The sequence below is a fragment of the Rhizobium sp. GR12 genome (assembly GCF_036596185.1).
Lineage (GTDB): Bacteria > Pseudomonadota > Alphaproteobacteria > Rhizobiales > Rhizobiaceae > Agrobacterium > Agrobacterium nepotum.
This window is the reverse complement of record NZ_JASXTH010000003.1, coordinates 409,617-429,517: the sequence shown is the minus strand read 5'-3', so window position 1 is coordinate 429,517 and position 19,901 is coordinate 409,617. Positions and strand designations below refer to the sequence as shown.

The following is a 19,901-nucleotide window of genomic DNA, read 5'->3' as shown; positions in this document are numbered from 1 at the left end:
GTCAAAAGGCCCGCCGGAAGGAACTCGGCGGATACGAGCGCGAAACTTGTGGCTGCCATTGAAAGAACTGCAAACCACGTCGTTTGTGCGATGCACAACGCGACGGCCGGCTTTGGTGCGCCAGAGCGAGAGCGCATCCTGTTGACGAGATGGCTTCCCTGCCAGGACGCGACTCTTCCACTGATTGTCGGCAGATCCGGCCAAACACGTTCGGTGACGGCGAGCTTCCCCAATACGGCATCTACCTGGCGACCGTTGAGGCTGTTTCCTGCGGATCCACATAAGCGCATTCCATTACCGGCACCACCGTGCAAAGGACGTCGTCCGAAATCGAACAAAGTTTAATCAAGTTATTGCGCCGCTCAAAAAACACTCATATAGTCCCCGCCATTCGGAATACGAGCTGTATACCGAAAATAAACGCGCCCTCTCATCCGCGAGGCAAGGAGAGCGGGAAAACAATAAGTGAGGGGATCACAACAATGAAAAATGCAATTCTTGCCGGGCTGGCTTTGGCGATTTCCGGTTTCGCAACATCGGCCATTGCCGAAACAGCATGGGATATGTCCGTCGTCTGGCCCGCGGGTAATTTTCACACCAAAAATGCAGTGAAGTTCGCCGAAACGGTGAAGGCGGTGACGAATGGCGAGGTTGCCATCACCGTGCACTCCGGCGGCGCACTCGGCATCAAGGGACCGGAGGGCATGACCGCCGTGCGCGACGGGATCGTTCCCGTTGCCGACATTCTGATGAGCCAGCAGGTGGGTGAAGCGCCTGTGCTCGGCGTCGAAACCCTGCCCTATCTCGCGCCAACCATGCCGGACCTTGCCCTGCTGCACAAATTCTTTCGTCCCAAGATCGAGGAAGTCGCAACCTCGATGAACCAGAAGCTGCTCTACATGGTGCCATGGCCAGGGCAGGCCGTATATGCACCGAAACTGATCGAGAAAATTGAAGACATCAACGGCCTGAAAATCCGCGTCGTCGACGCCAATGGCCACAATTTCTTCCGCGCGCTCGGCGCGCTTCCGGTCCAGATGCCTTGGGGCGAAGTCGTGCCTTCGCTTGCCGCGGGCACCATCAACGGCGTCACGACCTCCTCCTCCTCCGGCGTCGACGGCGCTTTCTGGGAATTCATGAAAAACATGAGCACCTTCAACTGGCAGGCATCCTCCAACATAGTCACCGTCAATCTCGATGCCTGGAATGCCCTGTCGCCTGAAAATCAGGCGGCCATCGAGCAGGCATCAAAGAAGCTTGAAGGCGAGTTCTGGCTGGTCAGCCGTGCCGAGGACGAAACCAAGCTCGCCACCCTGAAGGAAAAGGGCATTACCGTTACATCGCCATCCCCGGAACTCAAGGTCGCGCTCATGGAGCGCGCCAAGCCACTGTGGGACGACTTCCTCAAGCGCGTTCCCGATGCTGCACCCTATGTCGAGGCCTATTTGAAGGCGCGGAACTGACTTCTCACCGTCGGGCATGAAAGAGCGGCTGGCTGTTTGCGCCGGCTACTCGCCCCGTTCTGCGCATTCTGGAGAAGCATCATGCACACGCAATCGAATCCCGCGTTCAATGCCATCATCAATCCCATCGACCGTCTGACGGAAGCTGCAAATACACTCTCGGCTCTGTCCCTCCTCGGCATCTTCATTCTCATCACCTGCGAAATCATTCTCAGAAACGGCGTTGGATATTCCCTGCCATTCGCCTGGGATGTCGCAGCCTACCTCATGGCGGCCAGCTTTCTGCTCGCCGCTGCCAGCGCGCTGAAATCGGGCTCCCACGTGCGCGTCACGGCTATAGGTGAATCGCTGTCTCCGTCCGGCGCCCGATGGCTGGATGTTGCTGCCTGCCTCATCGGCCTTGTCATCTGCGCCGCACTGTCCTTGGCGCTCACAGACATGGCCATCCTGTTCTGGCAGCGAGGCTCGACCTCCTCCTCCGTCATACGGGTTCCGCTCATTTATCCACAGGTCTTCCTTTCAGCGGGCGCAATCATTCTGAATTTGCAGATGCTGGCGCAATTGCTGCGGCTTCTTCGCGGCGAAACACTTTCAACCGGCCCGGGACTGGAATAAATTATGGGAAAGATCACCTTCAGCCTGCTCGGCCTGATGACGCTCATTCTGGGTACCGGGGTCTGGATCGGCCTTGGCCTAATTGGCACCGGAGCAACCCTCGCGGCGATTTATCGTCCTACCCTGCCGCTTTTCAAACTGCTGGCGCAGCAGACCTGGAATACGCTGGTTTCGCCGGAAATGCTGGCCTTGCCGCTCTTCATCTTCATGGCGGAAATCCTCTTCCGCACGAAAATTTCAGAAGCTCTGTTTTCCGGCCTTGCGCCTTGGCTGCGACATGTTCCGGGCCGCCTCGCCCATATCACAGTGCTCGGCTGCACGCTTTTCGCTTCCGTCTGCGGCTCATCCGCGGCCACCACGGCAACAGTCGGGCGCATCACCGCGAAGGAACTGATCTCGCGCGGCTATAACCGCGATCTCATCACCGGTAGCCTCGCCGGAGCGGGAACGCTGGGCTTTCTCATCCCGCCTTCGACAATCATGATCATCTACGGCGTGATGGCGGAAGAATCGATCCTCAAGCTGTTCATGGCAGGCATTCTGCCAGGGCTTCTCATGGCCGCCTCTTACATGGGCTATATCGGTATCAGGGCGCTGATGAACCCCTCACTTGTCGGCGACGCGCTTCCACCCACTACCTTTTTGGAAAAGCTGGTCGCACTGAAAGATCTGGGGCCGCTGCTGCTGCTTGTCGTCGGTGTGGTCGGCTCGATGTATGGCGGCATCGCCTCGCCGACGGAAGCGGCAGCGGTCGGTGTCGGGGGGGCGATCCTCATCGGTGCGGTGCAAAAGACACTTACCTTGAAAAACCTTCTGCAGGCCGCGAAACAGGCAGCTGATTCCTGCGCCATGATCGGCCTCATCATGGTTGGTGCGATGTTTCTCTCGACCGTTATCGGTTATCTCGGAATGCCACGCTACATTGCGGGAACGATCGAAGGCTGGGGTCTCTCACCTTTCATGCTCATCATCGTGCTCCTGTTTTTCTACATTGTTCTCGGCACGGTGATGGAAGGGCTGGGCTGCATCGTCATGACGCTGCCGATCACCCTGCCTCTCGTCATGGCAGCCGGTTACAGCAAGGTCTGGTTCGGTATATTCATCGTCATCGTGGTGGAGATGGCGCAGGTTTCACCCCCTGTCGGCTTCAACCTTACCGTCATCCAGCGCCTGACCGGCGACAGCATGGCCCGCATTACCCGCGCGACCATGCCATTTTTCTTCATCATGTGTGCCTTTGTGCTGCTTATCGCCATTTTTCCGGAAATCGTCTCGATCGTTCCGGATATGCTGGCAAAGTGACTAAACTAGATGGGTGAACCAACCTGGTGCAGGCCAGCGCCACACTTGCCTGCACCAGGCGACACTCGACCTGACAATGAGCGGAATGAGGGCCTTTTTGTCCACCGCGGCCGACCCCACCGGGAGTGGAAACATACCATGTCACTTATAAATTCCAACACCAATGGCGTCTTCGTCATTGCCTGTACACCGTTTACCGAAGACGGTTCGCTAGATGGCGCGAGTATCGACCGCATGGTCGATTTCTATTACGAAAAGGGTGCCGACGGGTTGACGATCCTCGGCATGATGGGGGAAGCACCAAAGCTCACCATGGCGGAATCGATCGAAGTCACGACGCTGACGCTGAAACGCTCCCAAGGCAAACCAGTTGTGGTCGGCGTTTCCGCACCCGGCCTTGCCGCGATCGGGGAACTGACAAAGGCAGTGATGGATATGGGAGCCGCCGGGGTCATGGTCGCTCCACCATCCGTGCTGCGCACCGACGAGCAGATCGTTACCTATTTCCGCAACGTGGTCGAGACGATTGGCGCCGATGTGCCCCTGGTGCTACAGGATTTCCCGCTCTCCACCGGCGTTCAGATAACCTCGAAGACACTGGGCATCATCTTCGAGGCTCATCCCAGCATCGTCATGCTCAAGCACGAGGATTGGCCGGGCCTGCAGAAGATTACCGACCTGCGTGAAGCTGAAGCCAGAGGCCGCCACCGCATCTCGATCCTGTGCGGCAATGCCGGCGCGTTCCTGACCGAGGAAATGCAGAGGGGCGCCGACGGCGCGATGACGGGTTTCGCTTATCCCGAAATGATGGTGGATGTAGTCCGTCTCAGCAATGAGGGGAAATACGAGGTCGCGCAGGATGTGTTCGACGCCTATCTGCCGTTGATGCGCTACGAACAGCAACCGGGTCTCGGACTTGCAGTACGAAAACATGTTCTGGCAAAAAGGGGTGCCATCACCGGTGCGACGCAACGTCGTCCCGGTGCGGCGCTAAGCGCGCTTGCCATAAAGGAAGTCGAGACGCTGATCCAACGTCAGGCGCGCAAGCTGGATTTGTTGCGCTGACGGGCCCGAATTCACACTGCCCCTGTGCTGGAAATGCGATATACCATTAATCTCAATGACGACCTTCTGGAGCGCGCCAGGTTCGGCGTCGGCAATCCACGCCTGACTACCTGCTTCATTCCGCGCGCTTAAGTGTGCCACGCTGAGCAAAATATTGTGCAGGGGTGCTGCCCATAGTCCTTTTGAACATTGTGATGAATGCGTTGACGGAGTCGTATCCCAGTGCCGCCGCTACATTCTGCACCGTATCGCCGCTGGCCAGGTCCCGAAGCGCGACGACGAGATGAAGTTGCTGCCGCCAGCGCCCGAACGTCAATCCTGTCTCGCGGATCAAAAGACGCGCAAGTGACCTGTCACTCATTGCGACCCGCTTCGCCCAGTCGCTCAATGTACTGCGATCTGAAGGCTCGGTTGCAAGAGCATCTGCTATCGCCCAGATCTTGGTATTTCTCGAGATTGGCAGATTGAACCGCTCACGTGGCATACCAACGAGCTCGTCCAGGACTACCCGCGCAATCCGGGCAGCATGGCTGTCGGCAAGATAATCCGCACGCTCGCGAGCAAGACGCTCAACCATTTCTCTTATCATTGGAGAGACCGAAAGCGTGCAACTGTCGGCGGGCAGGTTCACAGCGCCCGGTTCCACGAACAGATAGTTCAGTCGCGCATTCGGGGTTGCGCGGGCGCTATGTGGCACACCGCCTGGGATCCAGACGCCACAATTGGGGGGCACGATCCAGATCTCGTTACCTGCAACGCAGGTGACCGCACCGTGCAAGGCGAGGATCAGCTGTCCCTTCCGGTGCACGTGCAAAGGTACTTCCGCTTCATGATCGGCAAAGTCGAGCTGATGAGCGACTGCCGGCAGATGTGTGAGGTCGGGATCGAAAATAGAAACAGCAGATCGCGGCACGGGCATAACGTTGGCCAGATTTAGGTATTTTGTGGCAGAATACTGAATTTATTTATATTTGCAAATCGGCCACAAGCTGGGGACATGAACACCGCCCAGCCCACATTTACTTTTTTGAGCAAGGTCGGTGCAGCAATGCACGCAGGACCAGATTTCCTTCTCACGCCCGCAATGAAGGTGGATGCGGATGCAATCCTTTTTTCGGGCAGGAGCTTCGCTGCGGCGATACTTGCCTATTACATTTCGCTGCGGATAGGGCTTCCCAAGCCGTTCTGGGCTATCGTTACTGTCTATATCGTCTCTCAGACATCCGCAGGGGCGTCACTCAGTCGCGGTGTGTATCGCTTCGCCGGGACGGTGGTTGGCGCGATAGCGACGGTCGCGATCGTTCCAAATTTCGTGAACGATCCGATTGTGTGCAGCGTGGTTCTCGCTGGCTGGATTGGCCTGTGCATGTTTTTCTCGCTGCTCGATCGCACGCCACGGGCCTATGCTTTCGTTCTTGCAGGTTACACCACGAGCCTGATCGGTTTCCCGAGTGTGCTTGATCCAGGCGCGGTTTTCGATACTGCATCCGTGCGCGTTCAGGAAATTTCCGTCGGGATTGTATGCGCGGTTCTGATCCATCGTTACGTGTGGCCGAAGCGGATGACGGTCCAGTTCACCGGCAAACTGTCGGCTACGCTGCGGGACGCCCGTCGGATGGCGGGTGACACGCTGAGCGGAACGTCGGCGGACAACCGTCGTGACCGCCACCAGCTCGCAGCGGATATGCTTGCGCTTCAGGGACTTGCGGCGCATCTGCCGTATGACCCGTCTCCCGCGACGCCACGTCGCGAGACGTTGCAACTGATTCATGACCGGCTCGCTCGATTGCTTCCGCTCACGACAGAGATCGAAGACCGGCTTCGTTACCTCGCAACAGGTGAATATGGTGTGCCCGATGAATTAGCCGCACTGACTGGCGACATCGGGGCCTGGAACGAAACCGCCGGGAAGGACCAACGAGAGAACGCCGCAGTTCAACTGATCGGCCGCGCACGGTCAATTCAGAGACATCTGGGCACGGATGCAGCGACGCCCGCCCACAGGCTTGCCGCCAACCTCGCCGGTCATCTGGCCGAAATGATCGGTTTGCTTGACGATTGCGACAGGCTTGGGCGGAACATCGCAGTGACCCGGCGATCGCATGAGGCGGTTGCGTTCCATGGGCCAAAGCGTGCAAAAGGCTACGTCTATCACCGAGACCCATGGATGGCGGGCCGCTCGGCGCTCGGCGCCATCGTCAGCATTCTCATTGGCTGTGCTTTCTGGATCTGGTCGGCCTGGCCGGAGGGTGGAACGGCCGTGTCCCTTCTCGGCGTATGCTGCACACTGTTCGGGAATGTCGATGCGCCGGCGCCAAACGTCGCGAGGTACATGATTGGTTCGATCTATGGGGTCGTGATCAGCCTCGCTTACAGCTTCGTCATCCTTCCTCAGGTCACAGACTTCGCCGTTCTCGTCGCGGTGCTCGCCCCGGCATTCCTCCTCGCCGGCTCGCTTCAAGCACGTCTACCGACGACATTGATGGCGCTTGGCATCACGCTCACCATTCCGATCCTTTCAGGCCTGGGCACAAATTACACAGGCGACTTCGCCACCTTCGTCAACACCGTGATCGCGCTCTTTGCAGCGGTCGGCTTTGCAGCGGCAAGCATGTCCCTGTTTCAGACGGTACCGGTCGACATGGCGATCGGGCGGCTGCTTCACCTAAGTCGGCGGGACGTCGTTCGCCGAGCCCATGGAGAGGCGTTCAACGAAGCCCACTGGGCGAGCCTTATGATTGATCGGACAGCATTATTGCTGCCAAGGTTGCGGGTGTCCGGGAAAGCATATGCCGACGTCCTCGACGATACTCTGCGCCTTCTTCGCGTCGGTCGGGCCGTTGGTCAGCTCCGCAAGGCGATGCCACAGGGCGAAGCCGGTATCAAAACAGGCGAACTCCTTTCCGCGGTCGCCGCCCGCTTCAGGACCGGAGGACGGATGGCAGCTGCCGGTCACGACGACCTTGATCAGCGCATTGAGACATTGATGGTGACGATTGCGGGCAGCCCGCTCAAGAACCGCACGCGAATACTCGATTTGCTCATCGACCTCCGCTTCGCATTTAGCCCGGTGGAACGGCACAGGGAGGAGAAACCGGCTCATGATGATTGATTTCAATATCGGAGGCGTCTTCATTCCCGGTCTGGTGGTCATCGCATTCATTGCGCTGGTCGCCACCCTGGCGCTGATGCGCTTCTTTTCCGCCATCGATGTCCACCGGCTGTTCACTTATCGGCCGCTCGTCGAGGCCGCCACCTTCCTCATCATCTACGGGTTGCTCATGCAGTACCTGCCACCGAACGGACCTATGCTTTGAAGCCAGTTATATCCCTGCTCAGCCGCTATGCGCTAACCCTTTGCCTGGTAACCGTCTCAGCATTTGTCGCTCTCAAGACCTGGAGTCATTACGAGAGAACGCCATGGACCCGAGACGGCCGGGTCGGCGTGAATGTCGTACAGATCGCACCAGAAATCTCCGGCACGGTGAGTGCCGTAGCCGTGGTCGAGAATCAGCATGTGCATCGAGGCGACGTTCTTTACGAGATTGATCCTGAGCGGGTTCGTCTCGCGGTGGCGCTGGCGGAGGCTGACACCGAAGCCAAACGTCAGGACATGATAGTTCGTCAAGCGACAGCGCAGCGGCAGAGCCAACTCCGGAATGTCGTATCCCAGGAGGCCGTACAGCAATCAGGCGGTGCGGCGGCAGTGGCGAGCGCTGTCTTCCAGGCGGCGGTTGCCAAACTCGAACTGGCCAAACTCGACCTTGCCCGCTCGGTTATCCGTTCGCCGACCGATGGCTATGTCACCAATCTGAGGCTTCGTCCAGGCGACTTCGCGACTGCAGGCGTGACGAAGGTAGCTGTCCTTGACGCCGCCAGCTTCTGGATCACTGGCTATTTCGAAGAAACGAAGATCCGGAAAATCCGCGTCGGCGACCCGGTGCAAATCATGCTGATGGGTTTTGATCAGCCACTCGCTGGCCGTGTCGAGAGTCTCGGCCGCGGTATCGAGAACAACAACGACACGCCGGGCCATCTCGGGCTGCCAAATGTGGCGGCAACGTTCTCCTGGGTGCGTCTTGCCCAGCGCATCCCGGTGCGCATCGGTATTGATCGGGTGCCGTCCGGCGTGGAACTGGCGGCGGGTATGACAGCTACAGTCGAGATCATCCCTGAGCGCCGGGAGGACCGTGAATAAGTGGTGGTGAAACCCGCTTCCAACCTCATCAAGCCCGTTGCTCGTCCATCGTGCAGCCGGTCCAGGCCCATACTGGCCTGCTGGGGGCTGACTTGCACCGCCTGCCCGCTTCATATCGCCGGGCCGTGTGGAGCGTATAAGACTTCGCGCTTTACGGGATGCCGGTGTGCCTTGCGGGCAAGCCAGTCGACGAAGCCGGCAACCAGATTTCCAGCGCCGGCGTGGCGTGGAACAACTCCGGTCTGCGGCGATCAGGCGAGCGGTATGGCATCCCGTCTACGCCAGCCGATCTCAGGGATCACCGCATCGCTGCATTGACCAGCGCCTGGGCCTCACCCAAATGGCGCTTCACCGACGATCATCGCGTTACGATTTAACGCCACGCTCCAGTGCAATGCCAATGAAGCTGCCATCACCTTCACGCGAAACGGCTGGGGATTACCCGGGTTTTGAATTACCAGATCGCCCGGCGCTCCTGTCAGGCGAGCTTCAGATCGTCCTTGCGGTTACGAAGAGGCTCCAATGCCGATCCATCTGTTGCATCCGGCGGGTCGTAACGCCCGCGCGAAGGTGTGGGCGTTTGTGGACATGGCAGCGGCCCGCCTGCGTGACAGTCGCTTTCTGAACTGAGTGAATATCTCAATGCTATCCAAGGATGGGAGCATATTTCTGGCACGTCAAATCACTCCCACCGCATTTCCTTTACGAGGTCAACGAAGCGGCGCAGCTTTGCCGGGATGTTGCGTCGGCCTGGATAGTAGAGACAAAGGCCCGGATAGGGCGGCGTCCATTCGCTCAGGACCTGTTCCAGCCGACCCGCGGCAAGATCCTCGGCGATCTGCCACTCATTCAGATAGGCAAGTCCTGCGCCTTCGCGAGCCGCTCGCAGCATCAGGTCGCTTTCATCAAGTGTCAGCTTGCCAGGCACGTCGACGGTGAAACTCTCTCCCCGCCGCTCAAACTCCCAGCAGTAAATTGTCCCGCTGGCCATGCGAGCCCGGATGCAATTGTGGTTCTGAAGATCAGCCGGAACCTTCGGCCTTCCCTGACGCCTGAAATAATCGGGTGATCCCGCGATGGCGGGGCGAACGGTATCGCTGATGGGCACCACGACCATATCGGCAGGAACGGCCTCACGAATGCGGATACCTGCGTCGAACCCCCCGGCATTGATGTCGATCAGCGCACCCTCCGTCACAACCTCCACCGACACCTGCGGGTTGCGGCGCATATATTCCAGGATCAACGGCGTCATGATCATCCGGGTCGCGCCCGAAGATGTGTTGATGCGCAAGGTGCCGGTCGGCTCCGCACGATGTTCGTCGACATGTTCGACGGCATCGCGGATCGCCGCCAGGGCGGGGCTGATGTCTGCAACGAACTGCTCGCCCGCAGCTGAGAGTACGACGCTGCGCGTCGAACGGTTAAACAGCCGCACACCTATCCGTGCCTCCAGAGCCGCAATCTGCTGGCTGAGTGCCGATGAAGACACACCGAGCTCCCGCGCGGCTGCGCGAAACCCTCCTCGCGACGCAACTGTGATGACTGCCTCAAGCTCAGCCAGCGAACCTCGCATCATTGTCCGTTATTCCTTATCAGCCTGAACGTTTTTGACCAGCTTACCAGCGCAATTCACAAATGCCAGATATGTGCAGCAATTCGAAGGAGACAGGCATGCGCTACATCGACAAAATCTACATCGACGGCCGGTTCGTCACTCCACTGGGCTCGCAGACTTTTGATCTTCACAACCCGGTTACCGAAGAGAAAATCGGCGTCGTGCGCCTGGGCAATGCCGAAGATGCCCAGGCGGCGACAGCAGCAGCAAAACGCGCATTTCCCGGCTTTTCCCGCACGAGCAAGGAAGAACGGATCGACATGCTGAAGCGCCTGAACGAGGCGGTTTCGGCACGCATTCCCGAACTGACGGAGGCCATGGCACTGGAATATGGCGCCCCACAGACCTTCACCCGTTTTGCCATACCGCATGCGGCATCGAGTTTTCTCAACATGGCAGATGTTCTGAGGGAATATGCCTTTGAACGGCAGATGGGCCGCGCGCAGGTGATCATGCAGCCGATCGGGGTCACCGCCGCCATCACACCCTGGAATAGCAACATCGGCTTTATCTCGTCCAAGCTCGCGACCGCGATCGCCGCGGGAACGACCATCGTCATCAAACCAAGCGAGATGAGCGCGATCCAGACGCAGGTCCTGGTCGAATGCCTGCACGAATCGGGGCTGCCCAAAGGTGTTGTCAACATCGTCAACGGTGTCGGGAACGTTGTTGGATCTGAACTGGTCCGTCATCCCGACATCGCGAAAGTGACGTTTACCGGCTCCACCGCTGTCGGCAAAGACATCATGCGGACCAGCGCCGAGACGCTAAAGCGCGTAACGCTGGAGCTGGGAGGGAAAGGCCCAAATATCATTCTGGATGATGCTGATCTGGATGTCGCCATTCCGGGCGTGTTGCGGATGGGTTTCATGAACAGCGGACAAGCCTGTATCGCCGGTACCCGCATTCTTGCACCCGCGCACCGGCTGGATGACATACTAGCCCGACTGAAAAGCGCTGCTGCTGCCCTCAAGGTGGGCGCTCCAGGCGACCCGGAGACCGTGATCGGACCGATGGTGAGCCAGAAGCAATATGACCGCGTCCAATCCTATATTCAATTGGGCATACAGGAAGGGGCGAAATTGCTGACGGGCGGGAGTGGCCGGCCAGACGGCCTTGATCGGGGCTGGTTTACGAAACCCACGATCTTCTTCAATGTCCGAAATGACATGCACATTGCCCGCGAAGAAATATTCGGGCCGGTCCTCTCGGTGATCGCTTACAGAAACGAGGAAGAGGCAGTCTCGATCGCAAACGACACTGCCTACGGCTTGCAGGCTTATCTGCACGGCAGCGACACCGTCCGTATGCGCGCTCTGGCGGAACGTCTGGACAGCGGCCGGGTGGTGATCAACGGTGCCCCGCACGAGCCCCTGGCCCCTTTTGGCGGTTTCAAGCAGTCCGGCCTCGGTCGCGAATACGGCGTTTTCGGACTGGAGGCTTTTCTGGAACCAAAGGCTGTCATCTCCTCAGGGGCAGTCGAACCTGGCTAATATCCGGTCATCTCCAGATAACCTTGTCCCGTCGTGCTTCCATCAAACTCTATTGGCCCTTCCCAGTACGGAGTTGACGTCGCCATCCAGGCTTTCTCGTTCAGGGGTTTTGTTTTTATGTCGAGGCCGCGGCTCGGTATCTTCACGCTCCACTCGACTGGGATTGTCTTTCCGTTGATATTCACAGTCCGCAACGGACTGAGCAGGACGTCGTCCGGATCGACAGGTGATGGCTTGCCATCGGGGGAAATCCAGTTGGCGGAGATATAGCCACCCTCGTCGTCGCGCAGACGGAACGCCATGAGCTTTTCGCCAGATGCCAGGTGAAGCGAAAACCAGTCCCACCCCGTTTGACCGGAAGCAAGGGGTTGGGACGACCATTCCCGATCGAGCCAGGCCTTGCCCGTTACCTCACGGGCTTCACCGTCGAGAAAAACGCTGCCGCTGACATCGTAGAACGGCTGGGAGTAATAATAGCTTGCCTGGCCCTCTGCCGATTTCACGGAATAGCCGTTGTCTCCCTGACGCACCAGAGGCCCGCGGGCCTGAAGTTTCAGACGATATCGGAAGCCGTCGCCATTGGCGTTCAGATCGAGTTGATCAAGATCGTCCTTTGCATTGGCAATTCCCGCTTTCATTTGCCAGTTATCAATCCAGGCTTCGAAGGGTTCACCTTCGACGCCCGCCTGCCCGACGCCTCCCCTCGCCAGCCGTTCGGCAACATGGTGACGGCTGGCTGTCGTCACTGCTGCGTGTCCCATCCATATCTGCGGATCGGACCATCCGGCACGCTCGACAGGTTCAAGCGCAGAACGAAAGAGTGTCCACTGGGCGCCCATCCGTTCTCCACCGGCCGTCTGCAGATTGGCGGTGACGTACCACCACTCGATCCTGAAATCCGGATGCGGTTTGTGGTCTCCTGGAAAAAAGAGTTCTACGCCTAGTGTGGGAATGCTGAAGCCTTCGGCATTTGACCCGAGGCCCGCAAAGCCTTGCGCTCTGATCGGCGTGGGTAAGGAAGTGCATGAAGCGCAGAGGAGCAGAAGGATGGCTTTAGCGTTCACTGGCGAATATCCTCAGAAGATCGGCCGGCGCGGTTTTCGCAAGCCGGCGAACAGGGATCAGAACCGAAATGATGGCTGCAAGCAGGGCAACCAGGCCCAGCCTGAGCCAGTCCATCGGAAACAGGATCAGCGGCAGTCGCCATCCGAAAGCTTCCACGTTGATGATTGTCAGCAGAACCCAGGCCAGCCCCAGCCCGACAGGGATGGCCGCAATGAATGTCGCAAGCCATAGCGCAAGAGTTCGCAGGACCTCCAGCATAGCAAGGTCGCGACGACGAAGCCCCAGCGCCCAGACAGGAGCAAGCTGCGGCAGCCGGAGCGAGGCAAGTGTCAGCAGGCTCGAAAACATGGCAAAACCCGCCACTGCAAGTGTGAGCACATTAAGCGCACCGGTGACCGCAAACGTCTGTTCAAAGATTGCGGCAGACTGCCGTTTCAGAGAGGCCTGGTCGACAATATTGGCTTCGGGCAGCCCGAACTCATTCATGAGGCGTTGTCTGAAGTCCGCAACCTCCTCTGGTTCCATGCGAAGGCCGTATCTCAGCTTTTCAATATCCGGATAGTGCTGAACAAGAGCACCAAGGCCAATGATGACTTCGCCCTTTGGATTGCCGTAGTCGGAATACACTCCAGCGACCCGGGCGTTCCAGCCGCCGGGCAGTTCTATCTTTCCGCCGGGCGATGCCTTTCCTCCCCTCCAGAACTGTTCGTTGACCAGTGCCCCCTTCCCGCTCGCAATCTCGTCCCATGTTGCGGACGTGCCCGAAATCAACGGCCAATGATCCCTGTATGTCGCATCGTCGGCGACGCCGAAGATCCGGACTTCTTGCCCTGAGATTTCACCTTCCGTACTCCAGATGGGCAGAACAGCCCTTGCATGGTGAGGAAACCACTGCCGCAGGCGCGGTGCTTCAGCCTCGTCACGGGCAGTCACATAGACCTCTGCGGCCAGACGCTGATCGAGCCATCCCAGAAAGGTTTGCCTGAAGCTTGAGACCATGGTGCCGACGCCTATATTGGCCGACAAAGCGAGCAGCAATGCCATCAATGCCAGGGAAAGCCCCGGCAGCTGCTGGCGCGTGTCGGCAAAAAACCAGCGCGTCAATACATGTCCGGACGAGCGTTCGCCTGCTTTCATACCCAGGGCCAGCAGGGCCGGGAGAACGAGTGCTGCGCCCAGAAGAAGCGCTGCCAGCACTGCGAAACCTGAAATGAGCCCGCCACCCAGCAGGACAAGCGTGCCCGATGCAAAAAGCAGAACCATCCCGGCAGCCGCCTGATGGAGGAGACTTTTCGTGGATACCATCGTCCACGCCCTGCCCTGTGCTGTTGACAGTATCGGCATCTGCCAGACACGCCAGAGATGTTGAAGCGAGGAAAGCCCGGTCCCCACCAGCGCAATTGCAAGGCCGGCCAGCCACCATTCGGGCCGAAGTGAAAGTGAACCGGCAACACTCGCCCCGTAAAGACCACGCAGGGTTGCCGCCACGCCGGGCAACAGAGCCGAGGCAACGACGTACCCGATCACAACGCCGAGTACTCCTGACACCAGGGCGAAGAGTGCCGTTTCGATAACGAGCATCATTGTCAGGGAGCGAAGTGAGATCCCGAGCGACCGTATGGTTCTGAACGTGCCACGCCGTTGCTCGAACGACAGGCCAGTTGCGGAATACACGATGAAGAGACCGACGACGAAGGCAAGAAAACCAAAAGCGGTCAGGTTGAGGTGAAAACTGTCGGTGATCCTTGCGACGTCGGGCCTGCTTCCTGCCAGTTTCAGGGATAGTTCAGGCGCCATGTTTCCGATCCTCGGAAGGTCGGGATCCTGCGATGGCAAAACGATGAGCCGGCTCAGCTCACCATTGCGTTTTAACAGGCGGTCAGCCGTTGAAATATCGACAAATGCTGCGCCTTCGGGGAGGTCCGCTGCCGTCCTGACGGGAAGGGCAGAGGTGTCTTTCAACGTGGCAGCCGTTACAGGCGAGACGATCATCTGTCCGGGTGCCCGGATGAATTCAATCAGCCCGGACGGATCAGATGGAGCAGGAACCATCCCGCCGGAGGGCATGGTCAACGGGTCGATGCCGACAAGCCTGATACGCGTCGTACCAAACCTGTAATCGCCTTCGATGATCGGAGAGACGTGCAGACCCGCCCTGCGAAGCCGGGCATATGTCTGGGATGAAATTCTCCCGCCGTCCTTTGCCACCAGTTGATCAAGCTGGTTTTGCGCCAGAACTGAGGCAGCCCGGTCGTAACTTGCTCTGGCTTCGGCATTGATCGCCTGGACGGCGGACCAGAGGCCGGTTGCAAGCGCGATGCCCACGATGAGGGTGAAAAACTGAAGTGGTCTGTAGCGCCAGTGTGAGAGAAGCGCCCGGAAGACGGTCCGGTTCATTGCGAAACCTTCCCGCCACTCAGCACGATACGCCGATCGAGTTTTCCCGCCAGCCGGCTGGAATGGGTAACCAGGAGGAGCGTGATCTGCGCTGACTTTGTCAGTCTCAGCATGATGTCGATGACGATGTCAGCCGTCGCCTCGTCGAGATTGCCGGTCGGCTCATCTGCAAGAATGAGGGGCGGTCTTGCCGCAAGCGTACGCCCGATCGCCACCCGTTGCTGCTGACCACCGGAGAGCTGTTCGGGATAGCGCCCAAGCAATTCTCCAATTCCCAGCGCCTCAACCAGCTTTTTTTCCCAGGCCGGATCAAAACGGTCCGCCAGCCTGGCATGAAACGAGATATTGGATCCGACATCGAGGCTCGGAATGAGATTGAACTGCTGGAAGATCAATCCTACGTCCCGGCGTCGGAAGCTCGCACGTCCGGGCTCGTCGAGATCGGTGATTTTCCGGCCCCTCACCGTGATAATGCCACTGTCGGGCAGATCAAGGCCACCGGCCAGATGCAGAAGCGTACTTTTTCCGCTGCCGGATTCTCCCGTCAGGGCAAGACTTTCTCCGGCCTCAAGTGAAAGGTCGACGCCGTTCAGCACCGGGATCTTGCCTTCGGCTGTCTGGTAGGATTTCCTGATGTCAGAAAGTGAAAGGACCATGGCTCTTCGATTTCTACTTCGTACTATATGATCTGATATGCTGGCGGACCTCAACCAGGTTTGATCACTGATATTCCGCGCCCAGCCTTAACGACCGTACCCTCCTCCGGCTGTAAAGTCGCGCAACCCGCATCCGCTTTCCGTTCCGAATTGGAAATGGTGCCCGAGTCAGATAAGGCTTACTTGCGATCTGTCGCCGATTGTCGCGGATCCCCTGAGGTCGAAATTGACTGACGAACTACCTGATCAGCTTGATGGCTTGCATCGCAGTACCTTTGAATATTTCTGGTCCGGAAGCCATCCGGACAGTGGGCTGCCCAGGGATCGCATGGGATCCGACGGTCTTCCGATCCACGAGATCGCCTCCATCTCGGGCGTCGGTTTTGGTTTCTTCTCACTCATTGTTGGCGTTCACCGTAGATGGGTGACCGAACAGAAAGCCCTGGCGCGGGCGAGCCGCATGCTGAAATCACTGGCTGCCGTGAAGCGGTTTCACGGAGCTTTTCCTCACTTCGTCAATGCGTCCAGTGGAAGGACGATACCCTTCGCGAAATTCGATGATGGCGGCGACCTCGTTGAAACGGCGCTTCTGGCTCAGGCGCTGATCTGCGTGCGGGAATTTTTCGACGGACCGACCTCAGCCGAGATCGATTTACGCCGACGTATCAGTGAAATCGTCGAAGGCGTCGAATGGAACTGGTTTACCCGGGGAAAGCCCGGGCCGCTCTTCTGGCACTGGAGCCCCCGGCACGCGTGGGCGAAAAACCTGCCGATTGTCGGCTGGAACGAAGCCCTGGTCTGCTACGTGCTGGCAGCAGGCGCGCGTGAGCATTCCATAAGTGCCGGGAGTTATCATGCAGGATGGGCAGGCGATGGCAAAATCAGAAACGGTTCGAAATATCTTGGCGTCCGGCTGCCTTTGGGCGAACCGTTTGGAGGTCCGCTCTTCCTGTCTCACTACTCGTTCTGTACACTCGATCCACACGGCCTCGGTGATGCCTATTGCCGTGACTACCTGGAGCAGGTTCATGCGCATTGCCTGATCAATTACCGCTATTGCTGCACACGCTACGCACGCGAAGACGGATGGGGCCTGTCGGCCTGTGATGGGCCTGAAGGCTACGTCGTAAACTCTCCGAGCGATGACCACGGCATCATCGCGACGACGGCAGCTCTCTCAAGTATGCCGTTTCTTCCACTACGGTCGCGCCAGGCGGCACTGCGTTTTCTTGAATGGAAGAACGGCGCCCTTCTCGGTCGTTTCGGGCTCATGGATTCATTCCAGCCTTCAACGGGCTGGGTTTCCAGAACGCATCTCGCAATCGATCAGGGACCCGTTGTTGCGATGATGGAAAACTATCGTAGCGGCCTGATCTGGCATTTGTTCATGAATGCGCCGGAAGTGAAAAAAGGCCTGGACAGACTGGGTTTCCAGCAGAACAGAACTCACCAAAGGACTGGTCTGCTGGATGCCGGGCAGACTTGAGGTATCGTGGGAGCACACTGACGTGACGTAAGCCATATGGTGCCGCACCACACGCGCAAAACCTTCATTTCCATCGCCCTTTCGGAGTGATGCTGTGGATCAGAATGTCTGGTCAGCGACGGAGGGCGGAGCGATTGCGCTGACGGCTGGCCAGATGTCCTGTCTGCTTGAGGGAATTGACCGCGAAACCCGCGGCAGACATGGCGTCCGACGAGCGCGGGATGGCGTTTCAAAGCATGAGCGCCACGAAGAATACATTTTGACCGCCCACTTACGGAGGAGCAGTTTATCCCAATTCAATACGCCCTGTTTTCCCAAGCTCCCGGAGCTCGTGAAACTGAATAACGGCAATACGTCCATCAAACGTTCCAACGGCCAAAGAGGTTTCCATCACATCCATAGAGTAGATGACCGTCGGATAATTTTCGATCGTGACTTGTCCAGCCATCTCGATTACCCCGTTGGCTGCATTTATGAGCGTGAGTGTGCCATCAAGAAAGGCCACAGCGATGAGTTCTTCTTTTGGAGAGTGCACTATGGCACTTGCAACTGCATTGGTGCCAAGTCGCCACGTTTCCTGCAGCTTTCTGTCGTCGCTCAACCGACTGAGGCTAAAGCCGCGACGCGCAAATTTGCTCTGCTCGATCGGTCTTCGGAAAATAAATCCTCGATCGCCTTTGCCCGGATTCGGGTCGTAATGCCGACCAGAGACAATTACGCTTGGTCCCAGTTTATCGTCGATGTAGCAACCAAGGCACTCCATGGCGTGGCTGGCGTGAGTCCCATCAGCAGGTAAGAGATACCATAACGTCTCCACCGAACCATCCGCCTGAACCCGGCAAAGACGTTTCTTCTCATGTTGCGTCTCAGGCGTGCCTTGGAGAAGGAAAAGGTCAGGCGCACCGTCAATTCCCAGGAAATGGTTGAAGCAATCATAATGGCCGAGGCTCACGAGGTGAACATCGCCCGTATGGATATCGACTATCACGTCTTTTTTTGTATCCCTGCCCTGGCTCCTGTCCAGCCGTCCAAGCACCTTTCCCTCCGTTGAGGAAACGAAGTTGTAGCCGCCTTCGAATGTATCGATATCCACCAGGGAATCGTTGGAAATCGAGGATAGCTGCGAGCGGCAGATTCGCCAGTCTTCTATGGCGTATGACGCGACAACAGGCGGTGTTGTGCGAAGCAGGCTCGCTCCAAAATATCCATCCTTCTTCAGGCAGGTCATGCCGCCAGCTGTCAGATCATGGATTTCCACCACGCAGCCGTCGTGAACAGCGGCGACCTTGCTACTCTCCGTCCAGGCAACGTCCCAGATTGCGCCCTTCTCCAGGATCTGATCGACGCCAAACCACTCCATCAGCTGCAGATCGATAACATCGCGTCGGTCTGGGCCGTTTCTAATGAGCTCAACGGTCTGCCGGACAATTGCCTGTCCTGGATCAATCTCAACCTCAGCACCACTTTCCGCTCCCGACACTTCGTATGGAACGCTCAGTGGATAAACCCGATCGAAAGCGTCTTCCCCACTCCCCCAATCCTCATCCCACGGTCGGACCAACGCATCGAGCCGCTTCCCGTCTTCCGAGAAGTTACATTGCTCGACTTCCGGCACTACTTTGGCAGGCTGCCAGAAACGACCGACTTGCCAGTTCCAGAACAGTAGTTCGCCCTCAAACACGTAGCCCCCGTCATAAGAACCCGCCGCCACCGCTATAACTGGGTCGAAAGGGTGAAAACTCACGTCATTGATTGGCATGCGCAAATCATCAAAGACGGCGAAGGGTCGTAGTTCCCTTGGTCGGTGAAGCGCCAGCCTTTGACGCATCCGTTGTCCCATGTAAGCGGCACGTCCGGGAGGTTTTGTGAGTAGCGGAAACGTACTTGCGATCGCGAGAATGCCGTCGTCAGGGCTTCGAAATACACGTGTGATCGCACCGCTTCCCCGGATGGTCGTCGAACAGATTATCAACGGCATATCTCCTTGGCGCCACAACACTCGACTTCCCTGTCACTTGTGGATCAGTGTACTAACCTGGGCAGCTAATACCTAGTCGATGCGTTATGCGATAGACGGTGGACGGGCAGTTCTCTCGTCCTCGGCATGCTGATGGTTCTGATCTGGCTGGCGCGAAGCCCGAACGTCGCTGTCGCCGCTCAAGGATTTGCGCTTCTCGGCAGGTTGGTCGGTGCCCTCGCGATCGCGGTCGGAATCGGGTACAGACGCGAGGCGACGCGGTATTCCACGTCGCTCTGCTGCTAGTGCTCTTGGCTGGTCTGCTCGACGCCAGGGCGCCGTGGCCACGGTGACGTCTGGAGCGCAGGAAAATGCGGTGTCCGCTGGAAGGAGGATTGGTGGCTCCGCAATGTCGGTTGGCGCCAATATCACTCGTCCTTTGCCCATAGATGCACCTCCTGAATGATTATTCCCCGGCCGGCTCACTTTATAGTCTTCGGTTCCCGCGCATGCAGAACATCGAGGGCATGCGGTTATGGGTAGACTGCGGCCCACCTTCTTGATCGTGAAACACGGGCAAACTAAA

16 protein-coding genes are annotated in these 19,901 nt (G+C 58.1%); 10 read left to right on the top strand and 6 right to left on the bottom strand.

The window, feature by feature from the left end; all coding sequences use genetic code 11:
• Nucleotides 1–482 precede the first annotated feature (482 nt).
• The 4 genes from QSK43_RS07865 (at nucleotide 483) to QSK43_RS07850 (ending at nucleotide 4,445) form a co-directional block, all read left to right on the top strand.
• A complete protein-coding gene (locus QSK43_RS07865; protein WP_332302967.1) occupies nucleotides 483–1,463 on the top strand; it encodes a TRAP transporter substrate-binding protein in 981 nt (326 codons plus the stop codon).
• A gap of 81 nt (nucleotides 1,464–1,544) precedes the next feature.
• The gene (locus QSK43_RS07860; protein WP_332302966.1) at nucleotides 1,545–2,078 is read left to right on the top strand and encodes a TRAP transporter small permease subunit; all 534 of its coding nucleotides are present in this window, start codon (nucleotides 1,545–1,547) and stop codon (nucleotides 2,076–2,078) included.
• 3 nt (nucleotides 2,079–2,081) lie between these two features.
• Entirely contained in the window at nucleotides 2,082–3,380 is a 1,299-nt protein-coding gene (locus QSK43_RS07855; RefSeq protein ID WP_332302965.1) for a TRAP transporter large permease, read from the top strand.
• Nucleotides 3,381–3,518: 138 nt separating this feature from the next.
• Nucleotides 3,519–4,445, top strand: a complete 927-nt coding sequence (locus QSK43_RS07850) for a dihydrodipicolinate synthase family protein (protein ID WP_332302964.1) — start codon at nucleotides 3,519–3,521, stop codon at nucleotides 4,443–4,445.
• A 115-nt stretch (nucleotides 4,446–4,560) separates the two neighbouring features.
• Here QSK43_RS07850 and QSK43_RS07845 read toward each other — a convergent pair whose 3' ends face one another.
• Nucleotides 4,561–5,364: an AraC family transcriptional regulator gene (locus QSK43_RS07845; protein WP_332302963.1), complete on the bottom strand. Its 804-nt coding sequence runs from the start codon at nucleotides 5,362–5,364 to the stop codon at nucleotides 4,561–4,563.
• A gap of 78 nt (nucleotides 5,365–5,442) precedes the next feature.
• Here QSK43_RS07845 and QSK43_RS07840 point away from each other — a divergent pair, with 78 nt between their 5' ends.
• The 4 genes from QSK43_RS07840 to QSK43_RS07825 all read left to right on the top strand — a co-directional run bounded on the left by QSK43_RS07840 (nucleotide 5,443) and on the right by QSK43_RS07825 (nucleotide 9,020).
• Nucleotides 5,443–7,557, top strand: coding sequence for an FUSC family protein (locus QSK43_RS07840; RefSeq protein WP_332302962.1), 2,115 nt, complete (start codon nucleotides 5,443–5,445; stop codon nucleotides 7,555–7,557).
• The gene (locus QSK43_RS07835) at nucleotides 7,547–7,762 is read left to right on the top strand and encodes a DUF1656 domain-containing protein (protein ID WP_332302961.1); all 216 of its coding nucleotides are present in this window, start codon (nucleotides 7,547–7,549) and stop codon (nucleotides 7,760–7,762) included. Before QSK43_RS07840 ends, QSK43_RS07835 begins: the two co-directional genes overlap by 11 nt.
• A gap of 128 nt (nucleotides 7,763–7,890) precedes the next feature.
• Nucleotides 7,891–8,643 (top strand): HlyD family secretion protein, encoded by a 753-nt coding sequence (locus QSK43_RS07830; protein WP_332302960.1) that lies wholly within the window; start codon nucleotides 7,891–7,893, stop codon nucleotides 8,641–8,643.
• 164 nt (nucleotides 8,644–8,807) lie between these two features.
• Entirely contained in the window at nucleotides 8,808–9,020 is a 213-nt protein-coding gene (locus tag QSK43_RS07825; protein ID WP_332302959.1) for a hypothetical protein, read from the top strand.
• 305 nt (nucleotides 9,021–9,325) lie between these two features.
• Here QSK43_RS07825 and QSK43_RS07820 read toward each other — a convergent pair whose 3' ends face one another.
• A complete protein-coding gene (locus QSK43_RS07820) occupies nucleotides 9,326–10,219 on the bottom strand; it encodes a LysR family transcriptional regulator (RefSeq protein WP_332302984.1) in 894 nt (297 codons plus the stop codon).
• A gap of 98 nt (nucleotides 10,220–10,317) precedes the next feature.
• On the opposite strand from QSK43_RS07820, the gene QSK43_RS07815 reads away from it, so the two are divergent.
• On the top strand, nucleotides 10,318–11,754 hold the full coding sequence (locus QSK43_RS07815) for an aldehyde dehydrogenase family protein (RefSeq protein WP_332302958.1): 1,437 nt from the start codon (nucleotides 10,318–10,320) through the stop codon (nucleotides 11,752–11,754).
• Here the strand turns inward: QSK43_RS07815 and QSK43_RS07810 are convergent.
• From QSK43_RS07810 to QSK43_RS07800, 3 genes are read right to left on the bottom strand one after another with little or no spacing between them, the layout of a single operon-like run.
• The gene (locus tag QSK43_RS07810; RefSeq protein ID WP_332302957.1) at nucleotides 11,751–12,818 is read right to left on the bottom strand and encodes a lipocalin-like domain-containing protein; all 1,068 of its coding nucleotides are present in this window, start codon (nucleotides 12,816–12,818) and stop codon (nucleotides 11,751–11,753) included. The genes QSK43_RS07815 and QSK43_RS07810 overlap by 4 nt on opposite strands.
• A complete protein-coding gene (locus tag QSK43_RS07805; protein WP_332302956.1) occupies nucleotides 12,808–15,216 on the bottom strand; it encodes an ABC transporter permease in 2,409 nt (802 codons plus the stop codon). The genes QSK43_RS07810 and QSK43_RS07805 overlap by 11 nt, the downstream gene beginning before the upstream one ends.
• Complete coding sequence (locus QSK43_RS07800; RefSeq protein ID WP_332302955.1) at nucleotides 15,213–15,872, bottom strand: ABC transporter ATP-binding protein; 660 nt, start codon at nucleotides 15,870–15,872, stop codon at nucleotides 15,213–15,215. The genes QSK43_RS07805 and QSK43_RS07800 overlap by 4 nt, the downstream gene beginning before the upstream one ends.
• A 328-nt stretch (nucleotides 15,873–16,200) precedes the next feature.
• Between QSK43_RS07800 and QSK43_RS07795 the strand changes: the two genes are divergently transcribed.
• Nucleotides 16,201–17,358, top strand: coding sequence for a glucoamylase family protein (locus QSK43_RS07795; RefSeq protein WP_332302983.1), 1,158 nt, complete (start codon nucleotides 16,201–16,203; stop codon nucleotides 17,356–17,358).
• 286 nt (nucleotides 17,359–17,644) lie between these two features.
• On the opposite strand, the gene QSK43_RS07790 is transcribed toward QSK43_RS07795, so the two are convergent.
• Nucleotides 17,645–19,117 carry a hypothetical protein gene (locus QSK43_RS07790; RefSeq protein ID WP_332302954.1) on the bottom strand — a complete coding sequence of 491 codons (1,473 nt, stop codon included), beginning with the start codon at nucleotides 19,115–19,117 and terminating at the stop codon, nucleotides 17,645–17,647.
• Nucleotides 19,118–19,901: the final 784 nt, after the last annotated feature.

Coding starts and splice junctions, on each gene's coding strand:
- QSK43_RS07795 (WP_332302983.1), top strand. CDS start 16,201: ATGGGATCCGACGGTCTTCCGATCCACGAGATCGCCTCCATCTCGGGC.
- QSK43_RS07820 (WP_332302984.1), bottom strand. CDS start 10,219: ATGCGAGGTTCGCTGGCTGAGCTTGAGGCAGTCATCACAGTTGCGTCG.
- QSK43_RS07815 (WP_332302958.1), top strand. CDS start 10,318: ATGCGCTACATCGACAAAATCTACATCGACGGCCGGTTCGTCACTCCA.
- QSK43_RS07800 (WP_332302955.1), bottom strand. CDS start 15,872: ATGGTCCTTTCACTTTCTGACATCAGGAAATCCTACCAGACAGCCGAA.
- QSK43_RS07855 (WP_332302965.1), top strand. CDS start 2,082: ATGGGAAAGATCACCTTCAGCCTGCTCGGCCTGATGACGCTCATTCTG.
- QSK43_RS07865 (WP_332302967.1), top strand. CDS start 483: ATGAAAAATGCAATTCTTGCCGGGCTGGCTTTGGCGATTTCCGGTTTC.
- QSK43_RS07790 (WP_332302954.1), bottom strand. CDS start 19,117: ATGCCAATCAATGACGTGAGTTTTCACCCTTTCGACCCAGTTATAGCG.
- QSK43_RS07845 (WP_332302963.1), bottom strand. CDS start 5,364: ATGCCCGTGCCGCGATCTGCTGTTTCTATTTTCGATCCCGACCTCACA.
- QSK43_RS07835 (WP_332302961.1), top strand. CDS start 7,547: ATGATGATTGATTTCAATATCGGAGGCGTCTTCATTCCCGGTCTGGTG.
- QSK43_RS07805 (WP_332302956.1), bottom strand. CDS start 15,216: ATGAACCGGACCGTCTTCCGGGCGCTTCTCTCACACTGGCGCTACAGA.
- QSK43_RS07850 (WP_332302964.1), top strand. CDS start 3,519: ATGTCACTTATAAATTCCAACACCAATGGCGTCTTCGTCATTGCCTGT.
- QSK43_RS07840 (WP_332302962.1), top strand. CDS start 5,443: ATGAACACCGCCCAGCCCACATTTACTTTTTTGAGCAAGGTCGGTGCA.
- QSK43_RS07860 (WP_332302966.1), top strand. CDS start 1,545: ATGCACACGCAATCGAATCCCGCGTTCAATGCCATCATCAATCCCATC.